Origin of the sequence: Sphingobacterium deserti (assembly GCF_000757725.1) — a bacterium.
Taxonomy (GTDB): Bacteria; Bacteroidota; Bacteroidia; order Sphingobacteriales; family Sphingobacteriaceae; genus Sphingobacterium; species Sphingobacterium deserti.
The window spans coordinates 1-15,051 of sequence record NZ_JJMU01000039.1 but is presented as its reverse complement, the minus strand read 5'-3'; the positions used below and the strand labels follow the sequence as shown (position 1 = coordinate 15,051).

Here is a 15,051-nt window from a genome sequence, read left to right as displayed (position 1 = left end):
GGCTCAGGAAAATCCTGAGCCGAGCCATTATACTTTTTAAAGATTTAATACATCTATTATGAACGCTACTATTCGTGCATTTGGCTTAGGAATAGCCTTACTCTCCGGCTTGTCCGTTACCGCGCAGATAATGCCCGAGGGCTATCTTAAAAATGCACACTCTCACAATGATTACACCCGCAACAATCCTTTCACACAAGCTTATAGCCTAGGTTTTGGGTCTATCGAGGTCGACCTATTTTTAAGAGACAACGAGCTGTATGTCGCGCACTTGCCGAATGAAATCTCGCCAGACCGTACATTCGACAAGCTTTATCTCCAGCCGTTGCTGGATGCTTTCAAAAATAGCAAGAACGGCTATCTCTACCCTCAACAGGGTCAATTGCAGTTGCTGATCGATCCGAAGACAGACGGCACAGCCGTATTGGAGTTGTTGACTAAGAAGCTAGCGCCTTATCGGCAATACTTCGATAGCAAAAACAATCCGAAAGCGGTTAAGCTTGTCATCAGCGGCCGAAAACCAAAAGCCGAGCACTTTAAAAATTTCGATAGCATATTCTATTTTGATGGTGACCTTGGTGTTAACTATAGCCCAGAACAGTTGGAAAGAATTGGACTCTTCAGTGCGCCGTTTCCTGCTTTTACAAAATGGAACGGTTTGGGAAGACTGACTGATGACGACTTGAACAAAGTCGTGCACGTAGTAGATTCCGTACACCAGCTGGGTAAAAAAATCCGTTTCTGGGCTTCGCCTGATACCAAGACGACCTGGTACGAATGGGTAAAATTAGGCATTGATTACATTAACACAGATAAACCGACTGCATTGGCCGCTTTCTTAGAAAGCTATCCGCAAGTGAGCTACAAAGAAGATAAGCCGTATCAAATATATCAACCCGCCAATAAAAGCAAGCTTGGTCAAAAACCGAAAAATGTGATTCTGCTCATTAGTGATGGCGCTGGTCTCTCGCAGTTATGGGCGGCAGCCATGGCGAATCGAGGTCAGCTAAATGTGTTGCGCATGCCCTATACAGGCTATCTGTATACCGGCTCTACAGACAATTACCACACCGACTCGGCAGCGGGCGGCAGTGCGCTGGCCACGGGTGTGAAAACCAAAAACCGTTATATCGGCGTGGATACGTTAGGGCATCCTGTAACTAATATTCCAGACAAATTGGCTAGTAAAAATATCGTCAGCGGTATTGTTTCTAATGATCGCGTGACCGGTGCAACACCATCCTCATTCTACACGCATGTTCAAGAGCGCGATATGTCTGATAGCATCGCTTACGACCTATTGGACAGTAAGCTTTCCTTGGTAGTGGGTGGCTTCCATCCAGCATTTGCAAAAAATGACAGCACCCTATTAGCAAAGCTGACAGAAAAGGGCTTTGATATTCGTAAGGGGATCAATAGCATGACAGCTGATACGGACAAACGTCTTATGGTATTTGCCGAAGATAAAGTAAGCCGTGTATGGGATAAATTAAGTTCGGAACAGGAGAAGATCCAAACCGACTACCGCATGATTGAAGACGCTTTTGCGCCGAGTGTAGCGTACTTAAAAAAGAAAGCAAATAAAAAGGGCTTCTTTTTGATGATGGAAGGCGCAAAAATCGACGGCGGCGGCCATGGCAATTCCATGCCTTTCAGCATCACAGAATACTTGAGTTTTGACAGACTCGTTGGGGAAGCAATGGCTTTTGCCGATAAGGATGGAGAAACATTACTTATTGTGACCTCAGATCATGAAACTGGCGGAATGGTTATTCTAGATGCAAACAAGAATACAGGACATGTGTTAGGAAATTTTGCTACAACCGATCATACGGGCATTCCGGTACCGCTAGCGGCTTATGGTCCAGGAGCAGAAAAGTTTCAAGGTTTTGTCGACAACAGTGAGATTGCGGCAAAAATTTATGACTTGCTAGGTGTAAAATAAGCTCAACTATATATTTAGTCTATCTACAAGGGCCGCCCGACAGCGGCCCTTGTATTTAAACAGACACCACCTTGCTTTGCAGTTCGTCCAGCAGTGCTTCTATCCGTTCTTTCCTGTCGGCTTCCAGCACATCTTCGTTATGCTGAATCCAAAAACTTGAGATAACGGCTTGCAAACGGTAGAGATCGACGTGTATCTTGGCTATCAAATGGTTGGAATATTTGCTTTTCCCCGGTTCACGCTGCGATTGCAATACCGCATCCGAAAACTTCGTGAGTGCTAAAAAAGCACGCTTACGCGCGAGTCTAATCTCAAAACGTTCGCCCTTAACGCCGGAGGAAACGTAGTTATCTACCTCGTCATAATACGCCCGATGTGCATCTAGCGCCTGACCTGCCAACGGAAATACGTTCGTTTGATGACGAACCGGAACTAAGTACCAACCTAGCAGAGCCAATCCGCAACCTAATAGCGTGAAGAGCATTCTGTTCAAGAGTACATTCGTCCAAGTGTCCTCATGAAGATGCAAGGCCACAATAACCATAGCCGTAATAAAAAATACACTTACCATGTAATAGCGTTTATTGAACAACAGAAACGAAAACAACAGTAGCCCAATCATAAAGAGTAATACATAGGTGTTTGGAAACGCAAAAATTAAAGCCAACCCTAACAGTACACCGCCCAGCGTTCCCGCAAGGCGTTCCTTATTACGCTGTTGTGTCAATAAATAGCTTGGACGAGCCACGACGATTATCGTAATTAAGATCCAATAGGTATATTTCATATCTGACAATAGCGCGCCAAGCGCACCGCCTAAAACAAACAACACCAGCATACGCATTGAAAACACGAATAGTGGAGAATAGGATCGGATATGATTCCACATATCCCGAATACCGGACGAAAGCGGAGGCAGAAAGCCCGTAAGATCCAAACTTTGCGCATGAAAATCCTCCATAAGGTCATCGCCCTTTCGGGTTCGCAATTGATGTACCGAACGCAAGAAGACACGTGCGTTTGCAATGGTGCCATTTAACATCAGCGCCACCTCACCACCATATCGAAGAGCTGAATCCTCCAAATTTTTGAGTAAGGCTGCCATATTCTCTTCTAAGAACAAAAATTCAGGTCGGTCGTGCGCATTTTTTAGAGAGGCCACCTCCATCCCATCAGCTACCAACAGCACCAATTCGCGAACTTTCGAAAGCGCGCCGATCGGTTGAAGCTTTTCGCGGATTAATTCATAATCATGATCTAGCGCTGTCGCCATTCCATACAAATCCATCAGCACATAGGCTCGCAACCACAAGGCGTAGCCACGTTTACTGTCTTTTCGCAAATGTCGTCGCTCGCGAAGTAAAAGATGTCTTACGGTCTCTTGCTGATCAGCTAACTTGATACTGACCGCTGCGGCGCGGTGATACAAGCCCTCTAAGGGCACATCTGCATCATAACAATGTGCTTTTGTACGTAATAACGAGGCCGTTCCGCGGTATCCGTTTGCGATGGCTTTACGCAATTCCCACAAAGGATCTATCGTACTGTGCAAGAGATTTATCAGATAAAAAAATGCCGTTCCAGCCCCCACGCATAAGGCAAACTGAGGCACATGAGGCGGCTTCAATCCCATCACAAATGCGATCAGAAATAGCGTGGTTGTACCAATCATGCCGATCCGTGGACCAAGTGCACTGAACATTGTAAATACCGCGGCCAGCACAGCGATAAGCGGTATTAACAACCAGGTATGTGGCAAGCTGTAGCCTATCAGTAAAGCAGTCAATACCGAGCAAACGATCCCCCAAATGGCGGCAAGCAATTTTTCCTTACGATAGCCCGGAAAATCGGTCATCGATGCATTCAGTGCGCCTAGAACGAACGGGATGGCATAGTCTAAACCTGCAACTAAAGTAATACAGATTGCTGGCACCATGCAGGTAAGGGTATTACGCAAGGCCTCTACGCCATATTCGGCGAAAAGACCTTTAAAAATAAATAAGGCTTTGGAAATTTTGCTTTTCAACTACGTTTATTATTTACGCATCGGACGGAAAGCTGATCAATAAAACCAAAATAAATCCACCGATAATTCGTGCGCAAAGCTACAAACTTTTTAGCAGGGCAAAATCAACGTAGTGTCAGGCTTTTTAACCCACTGGCTAGCCTTGCTCTTCCTTCTCTTCGCGTCGATCTGAAGCCGACTTATCTTCGGCCACGCCCGCCTTCCAATACGAGAATGCATAGATTTCTTGGCTCGTCCATTGCAGCTCATCACGAAAATGCTTGCGAAGTTCTTTTACAGATGTATACTCACAAGCTACGTAGGCAAACCGGGAGCCTTCCTCTGGTAAGACCACCTTCTTTGCATGTTGCGCCAGTTCACTGCCTTTGTCTGGATGTGCATTAAAAATGTACTGTATCGTAAAGCCAGCATGCTTGATGTCGGGGTGTATATCATCGGTTGTAGCCACCTCAACAAGGCAATGTCCTTTCGCTGTCGAGGGTAGGCTTTCCAAGATACAGCTCAATACGGGTATAGCTGTTGCATCGGCAATCAAAAAATACCAGTCTGCAGCAGGGCAAAGCGCTGTCTCTCGCAGTTTCATAGCGACACCAAGTTGATCGTCCTTCACGGCGGCGCGAGCCCATGTCGATGCAGGACCGTTATCGCCATGATCAACAAAGTCAATAATAATCTCGCCATCAGCAGTACCCATACCGCGATGTGTGTAGGTTCGCACAATGGGTTTGATACGCTCATCAGGCATCACCCACTCCGCTTTTTCTGCATCAAATGTGGCGAACTGTACATGATTTTCCCCAGCTGGCGGAATAAAAATTTTATTGTTCGCTCCCGGAGTGCAGTGCTTAAAATCTCCCGCTCCATCGCCACGTAATGTGATGCGGATGTAATGCGGCGTAATATGTTGTTTAGCGACCACGTTGAAGACGTGCTTCGCAATGATTGGCTTTTCCATCTGTATTAATTTAGTAGTTTAACGATATCGTTGACCATGAGATTTACGGACGTAAGCCCACCACCTGAAATAAACCAAACATTTGGGTCTAGGTAAAATATCTTTTTGTTTTTAAAAGCATTTGTTTGTTTAATTAGTGCATTTTCCATGTCTGCTTTCTCCGCCTTTTGCCCAACCACAGCCGCATTTCTATCTACGATAAAGAGATAGTCGGGATTGGATTCGGCTATCAGCTCGTTTGATACACGCTGCCCATGCACAGACTCATCTTTCAATTCCATCACCGGTTTGATTTGTAGCACGTCGTGGATAAAACCAAATCGGGAACCTTTACCAAATGCACTGTAGCGGCCGTTATTATAAATCAGAAATAGTGCTTTATTAGGATCTGCGGCAAATTTCTTTTGTGCCTTAGCAATGCTCAACTCCAAGCTATCAAGCTTCTGCATAGCTTCCTTCTCCCTCCCGAAAATTTCCCCCAACTGCTGTGTGTTACGCACAAATGAGGGTATATAATCTTTATTATCCGTGCCAACGAATACGGTCGGTGCAATTTCATGGAGCTCTTCATAAAAGCGCTCCTGCCGTGTAGACATTAAAATAAGTTGCGGATTTAAGGCGCTTATTGCTTCAAAGTCAGGCTCAATCACAGAGCCTACGTCGGCAACGGAAGCATCATCTTGAATAGATGATAGATAAGCTGGCATAAACTTTTTCGGAACACCGGTCGGCTTGATGCCTAATTCGTGAAGCGTTTCCAGCGCGCCGATATCAAGTACTACAACCCGTTCCGGAGCAACAGGAACTTTCGTTTCGCCCAGCTTGTGCGTAACAATCATAGAATCTTGCTGCTCGCCAGTATGCGTCGCCGCGGGCTGACAACAGAAAAAAAGTGATGGAAGAAGGCAAGCCGCTACAAGTACTTTTATTGCCTGATATGTTATTGTCATGATTTTTATAAATTAAAATAGTTACAGATTTTTTTATTGTTTTTCTCGATGATGTCAAATGAAATCCCGAAGATGTCCTCCAGGACATCCGCTTGAATCACCGCATCGGTAGGAGCATCGTAACGGATGTCGCCATCTTTTAAAGCAATGATATGATCCGAATATTGCGCCGCAAAATTTATTTCATGGATAACGATCACAACCGTTTTTCCCAGCTCGTCAACAAGACGTCGCAAAGTTTTCATCACATATACGCCATGCTTCATATCTAGGTTATTCAAGGGTTCATCCAACAAGATAAAATCGGTATCCTGGGCAATGATCATAGCGATAAAGGCGCGTTGCCGCTGTCCGCCACTAAGCTCATCGATATAAGCATCTTGGAGTGATTCCAAATCTGAAAACAGCAAAGCCTCCTGCACCTTTTGACGATCTTTATCGGTCAGCCTTCCTTTGCAATAGGGGAAACGACCAAAAGAGACCAACTCCTTTACCGTAAGTTTCAGGTCGAGATGGTTTGACTGTTTTAAAATGGATAATTTGGTAGCCAGCTCCTCCCCTTTATACGTGGATAGTAGTTTATCATTAAAATAGACCGACCCGCCATCTTGTTCCAGCAGACGGCTAAGAATAGACAGCAAGGTGCTTTTGCCTGCGCCATTTGGCCCAATCAACGACGTGATTTGCTTCATTGGTATTTTGCCCGAAAGCGATTTGAGCACCTCTTTCTTGCCATACCGCTTTGCTATCTGCTCAAACCTTAAGCTATTTTTTTCCGTGACATCCATATCAAATACATAAAATATACAGCGCCTATAAAATTAATAATTATGCTCACCGTGGTTGAAAAGCTGAAGACATGCTCCACGAGAAACTGCCCGATAACTAAAAACAAACAGGCAATCGTGCTGCAAATCCACAGCATCCATCGGTGCTCCCGCGTCCTGAAAAGTTCATAGGTAACATTTGTCACTAAAATACCCAGGAATGTTATAGGACCAACCAAGGCGGTAGAAACAGAAACGAGAACGGCAATGATCAACATGAAGCGGCGCACTAACTTTTTGTAATCAAGTCCAAGATTAATAGCATGCTCCCGTCCTAATGCGATAACATCTAAATAGCGCACTTGATACATGGCGTATAGTATCGTACCCGACAATGTGATGGAAGCGATAAACAGTAGCTTGGTGTTCATTTTAGCAAAGGAAACAAACATGAAATTCTGCACGATAGAAAATTCATTGGGATCAATAAGTACATGCATAAACTGACTCAATGTTTGAAAAAGCGTGCCCATAACCATGCCCAGCAATAAAAGATGAAACATGCCCTTCTGCTGCTTGCCAAACATTAATAGATACATGCCTATCGAAAAAATAAGCATAAAGAACACAGCGTAGAAAAAGTTTGTCTCTTGCGATATAACCTGAAAAGCTCGATCGCCATAAATAAAGACAAGAACGGTTTGAAACAAAATAAATATCGCTTCGTAGCCCATGATCGAGGGTGTTAATATCCGATTGTTGGTGAGGGTTTGAAAGATCAGGGACGAAAACGCCACACTAATTCCTACTACGATCATACTACCCAGCCGAATCCCTCGCTTGCTTAATGCATACGCACTATTTGGGCCCAAATCGTATTGCATGAACAGGATAGCGACAAGCAGTAAACCAATGGCTAAGCCTATAAATTTAGGGAGAGCCTTCATGCGCGTTTCTTTAAGATTAACAACAGGAAAACAGCACTGCCAATGATGCCTAGGGTCATCCCTATGGGAATTTCATAAGGGAATACCAATAAGCGGCCAATCACATCACAGATCAGCAACAGACTAGCACCCGTAAAAGCAGTCCAAGGCAAAGCCTTGCGCAGATTGTCACCCACAAATATGCTGACAAGGTTTGGAACGATGAGGCCAAGGAACGGGATTGCTCCCACAGTAATGACAGACGCACTCACCACAAGAGACACGGCAAAAAGACCGACTTGCACGATAATATTGTAGGATAAGCCCAAATTTTTAGCAAAACTCTCGCCCATGCCAGCAATCGTAAATCGCTCGGCGTACAGGTAGATAAGTATCACGGCAGGGAGGATCAGGTATACCGCCTCATATTGCCCCTGCATTACGGAAGAAAAGTCACCCAACAACCACTCTTGCGTATTTTGTACAATGCCCTGTTTGTAAGCAAAAAATGTAGACACTGCACTGAGAATACTGCCAAACATTAATCCTATAAGCGGAATAAACACGGTATTTTTTAATCGTATTTGGTTGACAAACCCAATAAATAGCAGGGAAGAAATAAAAGTGAAGAAGAGTGCGAAAATCATCCGCATGACCAGCGATGCTTGCGGCATAAAAATTAGGGCAGCTAAGATGCCCATTTTTGCAGCTTCCAAGGCGCCAGAGGTAGTGGGCGATACAAACCTATTCTGCGAAAGCTGTTGCATAACAAAGCCGCTCACACTCATACCGGCTCCGACTAAAAGCAAGGCCAATGTTCTCGGAATTCTGCTGAGCGTAAAGAACAATAACTTTTCACCATCAGTAAAAAGTTCCGTAAAGCTTATGTCTTTAACGCCTGTAAACAACGAAATCCATGCTAAAAGCAGGATGCAGCATACAGAAAGTAGTTGTATGCCAATTCGATTTCTCTCTCTTTCCAAACGATCTCTTCTTTTTCCAAATCCTTATTTAACCACATATCAGTTCAAGCTCCTCTCCTGCTTCAACCTCGGTTTAATAAGTTTTATATACATTCATTTGCACGAGGCTTCGCCATTTCTCTTGCTATTCAGCAATAACATGTTAAAAAGCTGCTCTGGAAAGGGCGCAGGGCATACTGCACCCCTCCAGAAACAACTTCAGATTATACAAACGGATATTATTTTTAATTAATTTTTGTGATGGTATCTCCATTCGTGTCTACTACAGGTGCTTGGCCTTCCACTGGGCGGCCACCCTTAGTTTTATTGACAACGAATGCTGCTCCTGTTTTGGGATCAATGCGCACGTGATTTGGCGCAGATCCTGTCTCCAAGTCTGCAAGCACTGCATATGTCTTTCCATCCAACACCGTGGTTGTACCAGTTTGGCGGTTTGCCGAATAAAGGCGGTTTTTAACAGGATCATACGCAATACCTATGGCGCCCGCCCCCGTCGCGATGCTTTTTAATAGTTTGCCTTCCGTATCCAACACCGTTAATGTGCCAGACTTTTGGTTGGTAACAAACAAACGCTTGCCATCGCTCGTGATATTGATGGGTGCTTCGCCTCCAGAAGGAAATGACTTTTCAATCTTCCGTGTTTTTGTATCCACCACAGCAATAGAATTTGTTCCCATAATGGTCACAAATAATTTGTCTTTTGATTTGGCAAAGGTCATACCTGTCGCCGTTTTCCCCAAATCCGAAATCAAATGAGAGAATGTATTTGTCTTTCCATTGATAACCCAAATACTGCTCGGATCACCGACGTCGCTCACATATACTAAATTGTTATCTTCGTCGACAATAACTTCGCGCGTATGGGATTTCTCTTCACCGTGCGTAATTGTTGCCAACAACTTCCCAGATTTAAGATCGATTGCGCTAACAGAATTGGTGCGGGTATTCGTTGTATACGCAATCTGCGTTTTGTTATTGATAGCGATACCAAATGGTGGGTTTTCTTTCAGGGAAATACTATCCACTATGGAAAGATTTTGTGGATTGATTTTGTATAAAGCGCCGCCCGGAGCAGTACGTGAGCCTGCGCTCGTCACGTAAACATGGCCATCTTTGCTATTGAAAGCAGATTCATATACCCCTTTTCCTGCCGGAGATGACTTATCGACCTGCTGTGCAGCAGCTTGTAAAATAGGCAATGTCATACCTGTAAATGCCAATATTACTTTGAGCATGTTCATGTTTGTTGATGTTGGATTATGCTTATTCATATATATGTGTGTTATTGTGAAAATTAAAATCAATTACTTTTGCTTTCCCAATATGTATAGAAGCGTTTAAAAGCCTGCTGCCAATATAGCGCACCGTGCTTTCCATGGGAATCCATATCAAACGCCGCCGTCACCTGTCGTTTCTCTTCAAAAAAGTCTAAAAATTCACGCAGATCTTTGCCCATATTCTCATGATGATGGTCTTTTCCAAGGCGCTTTTCCCGCCCCCCTACATAAAAGTAAAAGTCAGTATCCTCCAGCACGGCTTGTTCATTAGCCAAAGCATGCTCTGCCTCAGCATAGACGCCATCCCGATCGATCCAGATAGAAGGCGAAAAAATAGCCAACGTTCCAAATATATCGGGATAAGTAAGTCCAGCGTAAAGACTTACCAAACCACCTAACGAGCTTCCTATCATCACAGTGTTCGCTCGGTCAGCTAGTGTACGGTACTGCTTATCTATGTAAGGCTTTAGCACAGAAACGATATCTTGCAGATACGCCTCGCCCAGTGGCTTTGGCGTTTCAGGAATAGGATGAATTAGAAACTCTTGTTGCCGTTCTTCAAAGGTTTCTGCATGGTCAATAGCAACGACGATAACTTGCTTCTCAGCCCCATCGAGTGTTTCATCTACCATCCATTCTACCGGGCCTGCTCGCCCTACCGATGTAGCCTCATCAAAAAGATGCTGGCCATCATGCATATAAAAAACCGGATATCTTTTGTTTGAATTTGCATAATCCGCAGGCAAATACAGGTAAACCTTTTTAGTTCTGCCCATATTGGGAAATAGAAACTCAGCATCTAGCAACTGCACTTGTGGGGTAGCTGTTGACGCAGGAAATTCATCACGCCAGGCATCGATTTCTAGCGAGATCTCGAGGTCATGATTTACATTTACTGTAAATGGGGGCGGCAACTTACCTTCGGTAGTCGATTGTAGTGTTTCCCAGCTTCCACGGGTTATCTTTAATTCTAAGTCGCCGGGACGTACATCCGATAATACGGTCGATAAGCTTTCATCCTGTTGAGGAATTGATCCCAGTGGGTAACTATCGGCAGACCAATTGTTAAAATTTCCCGCCAAATAGCACATTTCACCAATAAACGAAGAGCTGTTATTGATTATGGTTAAGGTGACTTGATAGGATGTTTCGTGACTCATTTTGTTAATACAACAGGCCTTAGCGACCCTTTCAATAGTAAATGCGATGCTAATTTAGATAGATTCTAAAGGAGTTGCAAGAATTATTTAAATTAAATCTAAATAAAGTTATATTTGCAACGAGGTCTAAGAACAGCTTTAAAGAAATTCATACCTATGCCTATCAGAAATTTAAGCAAAGCGCTTTTATTCATTAGTTTTTTATTAACGCATGTTGCATTTTCGCAAACTGGGCTACATATTCATGGCCGTGTAACTGCACGGGGTAATGCTGTTGCCGGAGCAACAGTGGTCGTGGGATTGTCTAGTCAACAAGCCGATTCGCTGGGACGTTTTCAGTTTTCCAATTTAAAAAGCGGGGAATATGTGGTGTTAGCTACAGCGCTGGGCTATGCGGAATTTAGAGACACTGTCCTTCTAAGCGACAAAGATAAATCCATAAACATAGAACTGGCAACAACAAATTCACGCATTGACGAAGTGCATGTAACAGGACAGTCGGCTACACAGCAGGTTCGCGAGCAGCCTATCCGAGCGGTTGTTATTGATACACGCGCTGTGGCGCAGCAACCGGCTACCCTCGCCGAGGTCATGAACCGAGCACCGGGTATTCGTATCCGGCAAAGTGGCGGATTGGGAAATGCGGTCGATGTCTCGATAAATGGCTTTCAGGGTAATGCTGTTCAGTATTTTCGCGATGGTATTCCACTGGAATATTTGGGTGGTGGCTACGGCATCAACAACGTTCCGTTAAATCTCTTGGAACGTGTGGAGGTGTATAAAGGTGTCGTGCCGGTCTCCATCGGCGGAGATGCACTCGGCGGTGCAGTGAATCTGGTAAGCGCGCAACATAGCGGAACACAGGTTAACGCTTCCTATGAAATTGCTTCGTTTAACACACATATCGCCAATTTATCCCTCTATCATACGGATAAAAAGGATCGGCTTTTTTTTGGGATAGATGCATTCTACAACTATTCCGACAATAATTATAAGGCTGATGTAGAAGTAGCTAACGCCAGTGCTAACTATGACACGGTGAACGTAGAACTCTTTCATAACCGCTACAAGCACCATTTTACCGAGGTGTACTTTGGGCTGAAAAATCGGTTCTGGGCAGATGAAATTCGTTTCTCTTTTGCTGGCTATGGAATCGATCGCCAATCGCAGCACCCGGCATTAATGACAAATCCCTATGGCGCAGTTACGTTGAAAAACCAAGGACTTGTTCCGGCAGTGCGCTATCGAAAGAAGTTATGGAATGATAAGCTTTCCATCGATCAGTTTATTTCGCACAGTTTCACACGGCGGAACCGTACCGACACTCTTCGGGGGACGTATGACTGGTATGGCAATTTCACACCGCGCAATAACGATGATATCGGCGAAAGCCCTAATCCTTCTCTATCAGAGATCGATTACACACAAACCTTGTCCCGAACGAACCTTGCCATCCGCATCAACGACAGACACATGCTGGAAGGAAATATGGTTTATAACAGGAGCAGTCGGGTGGGCGCCGATCCGTATGGCTTTCGTTTCGCGGGAACGGAAGTCGATATATTGAGTAAGGAAGCCACTTACAGTAAGCTTATAACCGGTTTATCTTGGGATTCCAAGTGGTTGGATGGCAAATTAACAAACCAGCTCTTTGTGAAGTATTTTAACTTCCGATCGGAAGGAATCAATGCTTTTCTTTCGAATGATACGGATCTGAGCAAATTTACCACCGCTACGGACAATAACTGGGGAATAGGAAATGCATTGAAATATCAGATTAATGCGCGCAGCTTTGCACGGGCGTCCGCAGAACTGACAAACAGACTTCCGTTAGCGGAAGAGCTTTTTGGAAACAATGATACGCGTGCACCAAACTTTAGTTTAAAGCCGGAACGCAGCTTTAACCTGAATGTGGGATACCGTTACAGCACGAATAAAATGACGGCTGAACTGGGGGCCTTTTACCGAAAAACAAGCGGCATGATTATGTTGGTACCCATTCAACCGCCGTTTTCGCAGTTCCAAAATCTAGATAGCATTCGCGGCTATGGATTTGATATCGACTTAACGTATCAAGCACACAGACATTTGGAACTCAACGGAAATGTAACCTGGCAGGATAACCGTATGGTGGATGTGGGATCAGCCGTTTACAAATGGACCGAGGGAACGCGGCAGCGAAACACGCCCTACTTTTTCGCAAATCTTGGCGCAACGGGATTATTTCACGACGTCTTCACGACTAAAGATCTGCTAAAACCATACGTACACTACAATTTCATACGCGAATTTTACTTAGTACCTATCCCGCGCGATCAGGAACCTCAAAGTTTTTTGGGAATATTTGGTAACGCAGAAGTGCCTATCAAAGATTTGGTTCCGAACCAAAGCCTCATCAGTGCGGGCTTCAACTACGTCTTTCCGTCCAGCAATTTTATCCTTGGTGCGGAAGTAAAAAACATCGCCAATGCGAAGCTGTATGACTACTACAAGATTCAGCGGCCAGGGCGTAGCTTCCACCTGAAATTAACTTATTTTATTAAATCTATAAAACATCAGTAATATGAAGAAGACAAGATTTTTTAGCCTCTTGGCGCTACTTGCCTTTAGCGCATCATTAGGAGCTTGCAGCAATGATGATGACCCGACGCCGCCGATTGATGGTGATGGGACAAGTAAATATGTGTTGATGACGGTCTCCGATCGCACGCAGCAAAATGGCGGTGGCTACATCAGTGCTTTTGATGCCATCCCTACCGGATCGATCTCCAATGTGGTCGGCGGCAAATCGCTTACAGCGAATAGAGGGGCTGCCGGATGGCGCACATATGGCAATTGGATATTCAAGATGTACCGCAGCGCCGACGGCGTTCAAGGGATCGAGAAGCTTGCTGTCTCTGCTGATGGAACTGTCAGTAGCAGTGCTTTCATAACTTCAAAAAACCCGACAGAAGCCGCAAAGCGAACGGGCACAGGAAACTTTGTGATCCACAATGAAACAACGGGCTTTTACTGGGATGCTGCCGAACCGCTGAAGATACAACAGTTTAACCCGACCACCATGGCCAACACCGGCGTGCTGGATTTTGCCAATGAGGTAAACCAAAATGAGCTCGCCGTTCGCAATACAAGCAGCGAGACGATTCAATTTAGGGCAATTGGTCAAAAGTTTCTCGCTATTAAAAACGGAAAACTATACGCTAATATCGGCTATGGCAAGTTAGCAACCACACAAGCTGGATTTTTTGATGATGTATTTCCATCGGTTTACATTGCCGTTATAGATGTTGCTACAGGAACCTATGAAAAAACCATCCGCATTGCTGATGCCGGTAGCATCGCTTACATCAACGACAACCGCATGTATGATTTCGATAGCAACGGTGATCTTTACATCGTTACCCAAGGCAAGCACCCGCAGGGACTAGGCGGCAAATCGAAAATCGTGCGCATCAAGGCAAACGAGACCGATATCGACCCGATGTGGGAACTTAAATTCTCAGACTACCGCGCAGCTGACGACGGAAAATTTGTCAATGTTTTTGCGGATAACGGTCGATTGATCCTGACATTAAATTCCATAGCATTAACAGGTGGCCCATCCGGCAATATTAATTCCGCCGATATCTGGAAATTTTACAGTGTAGATGTTTCCACGAAGACGTTTGCAGAAATTTCGGGCATACCGACCGGAAATAACCCAGGCGCAGCTTTCGCTGTCACCGAAGTGGATGGAAAAATACTACTACGAGGCTCTTCTTCGGAGACCAACTCCGCCAATGGCTACTACACGTACAATGCCAGCAACAACTCCGCAACAAAGCTGTTTGATGTGAGTGAGGGTGGTGCTGTAGCTGGATTTGTTAAAGTATTAGTGGATTAGTAGTGCGTAGTGAGATGTCTTCGTCCCTAATCCGGGACGGGGCGACTTTGCTGTTAATGAAGGGATGAAGCGATAGATTTTAGTACTTAGTATATAGAATCGGTGGTCGCATTTTGTCACGATACGCTCTACGCAATACTCTTTTGTCCCTAAGCCCGGGACGGGGGCGTTACTTTTGT

Annotated in this window: 12 protein-coding genes; 3 read left to right on the top strand and 9 right to left on the bottom strand. The window is 44.7% G+C overall.

Annotated features, from left to right (window positions below):
• Nucleotides 1-58 precede the first annotated feature (58 nt).
• Entirely contained in the window at nt 59-1,945 is a 1,887-nt protein-coding gene (locus tag DI53_RS12020; RefSeq protein WP_052072368.1) for an alkaline phosphatase, read from the top strand.
• Nucleotides 1,946-2,000: 55 nt separating this feature from the next.
• Here DI53_RS12020 and DI53_RS12015 read toward each other — a convergent pair whose 3' ends face one another.
• The 8 genes from DI53_RS12015 to DI53_RS11980 form a co-directional block, all read right to left on the bottom strand.
• Complete coding sequence (locus DI53_RS12015; protein WP_037499689.1) at nt 2,001-3,971, bottom strand: FUSC family protein; 1,971 nt, start codon at nt 3,969-3,971, stop codon at nt 2,001-2,003.
• Between the two features lie 136 nt (nt 3,972-4,107).
• Nucleotides 4,108-4,926, bottom strand: a complete 819-nt coding sequence (locus tag DI53_RS12010) for a siderophore-interacting protein (protein ID WP_037499687.1) — start codon at nt 4,924-4,926, stop codon at nt 4,108-4,110.
• A 5-nt stretch (nt 4,927-4,931) separates the two neighbouring features.
• Nucleotides 4,932-5,876, bottom strand: a complete 945-nt coding sequence (locus tag DI53_RS12005; RefSeq protein ID WP_037499685.1) for a siderophore ABC transporter substrate-binding protein — start codon at nt 5,874-5,876, stop codon at nt 4,932-4,934.
• Nucleotides 5,877-5,881: 5 nt separating this feature from the next.
• Nucleotides 5,882-6,664: an iron ABC transporter ATP-binding protein gene (locus DI53_RS12000; RefSeq protein WP_037499682.1), complete on the bottom strand. Its 783-nt coding sequence runs from the start codon at nt 6,662-6,664 to the stop codon at nt 5,882-5,884.
• Nucleotides 6,637-7,590 (bottom strand): iron chelate uptake ABC transporter family permease subunit, encoded by a 954-nt coding sequence (locus tag DI53_RS11995; RefSeq protein WP_037499679.1) that lies wholly within the window; start codon nt 7,588-7,590, stop codon nt 6,637-6,639. Before DI53_RS11995 ends, DI53_RS12000 begins: the two co-directional genes overlap by 28 nt.
• The gene (locus DI53_RS11990; RefSeq protein WP_241462415.1) at nt 7,587-8,552 is read right to left on the bottom strand and encodes an ABC transporter permease; all 966 of its coding nucleotides are present in this window, start codon (nt 8,550-8,552) and stop codon (nt 7,587-7,589) included. Before DI53_RS11990 ends, DI53_RS11995 begins: the two co-directional genes overlap by 4 nt.
• 224 nt (nt 8,553-8,776) lie before the next feature.
• Nucleotides 8,777-9,823, bottom strand: a complete 1,047-nt coding sequence (locus tag DI53_RS11985) for a YncE family protein (RefSeq protein WP_052072367.1) — start codon at nt 9,821-9,823, stop codon at nt 8,777-8,779.
• Between the two features lie 29 nt (nt 9,824-9,852).
• A complete protein-coding gene (locus tag DI53_RS11980) occupies nt 9,853-10,989 on the bottom strand; it encodes an alpha/beta hydrolase (protein WP_052072366.1) in 1,137 nt (378 codons plus the stop codon).
• 156 nt (nt 10,990-11,145) lie between these two features.
• Between DI53_RS11980 and DI53_RS11975 the strand changes: the two genes are divergently transcribed.
• Together DI53_RS11975 and DI53_RS11970 are read left to right on the top strand one after the other, a co-directional pair.
• The gene (locus tag DI53_RS11975) at nt 11,146-13,551 is read left to right on the top strand and encodes a TonB-dependent receptor (RefSeq protein WP_052072365.1); all 2,406 of its coding nucleotides are present in this window, start codon (nt 11,146-11,148) and stop codon (nt 13,549-13,551) included.
• Nucleotide 13,552: 1 nt separating this feature from the next.
• A complete protein-coding gene (locus DI53_RS11970; protein WP_037499677.1) occupies nt 13,553-14,872 on the top strand; it encodes a hypothetical protein in 1,320 nt (439 codons plus the stop codon).
• Here the strand turns inward: DI53_RS11970 and DI53_RS20565 are convergent.
• Nucleotides 14,861-15,051, bottom strand: a 191-nt coding sequence (locus tag DI53_RS20565; protein ID WP_206538028.1) for a hypothetical protein, incomplete at its 5' end; no start/stop codon positions are given. The two genes, DI53_RS11970 and DI53_RS20565, sit on opposite strands and share 12 nt — an antisense overlap.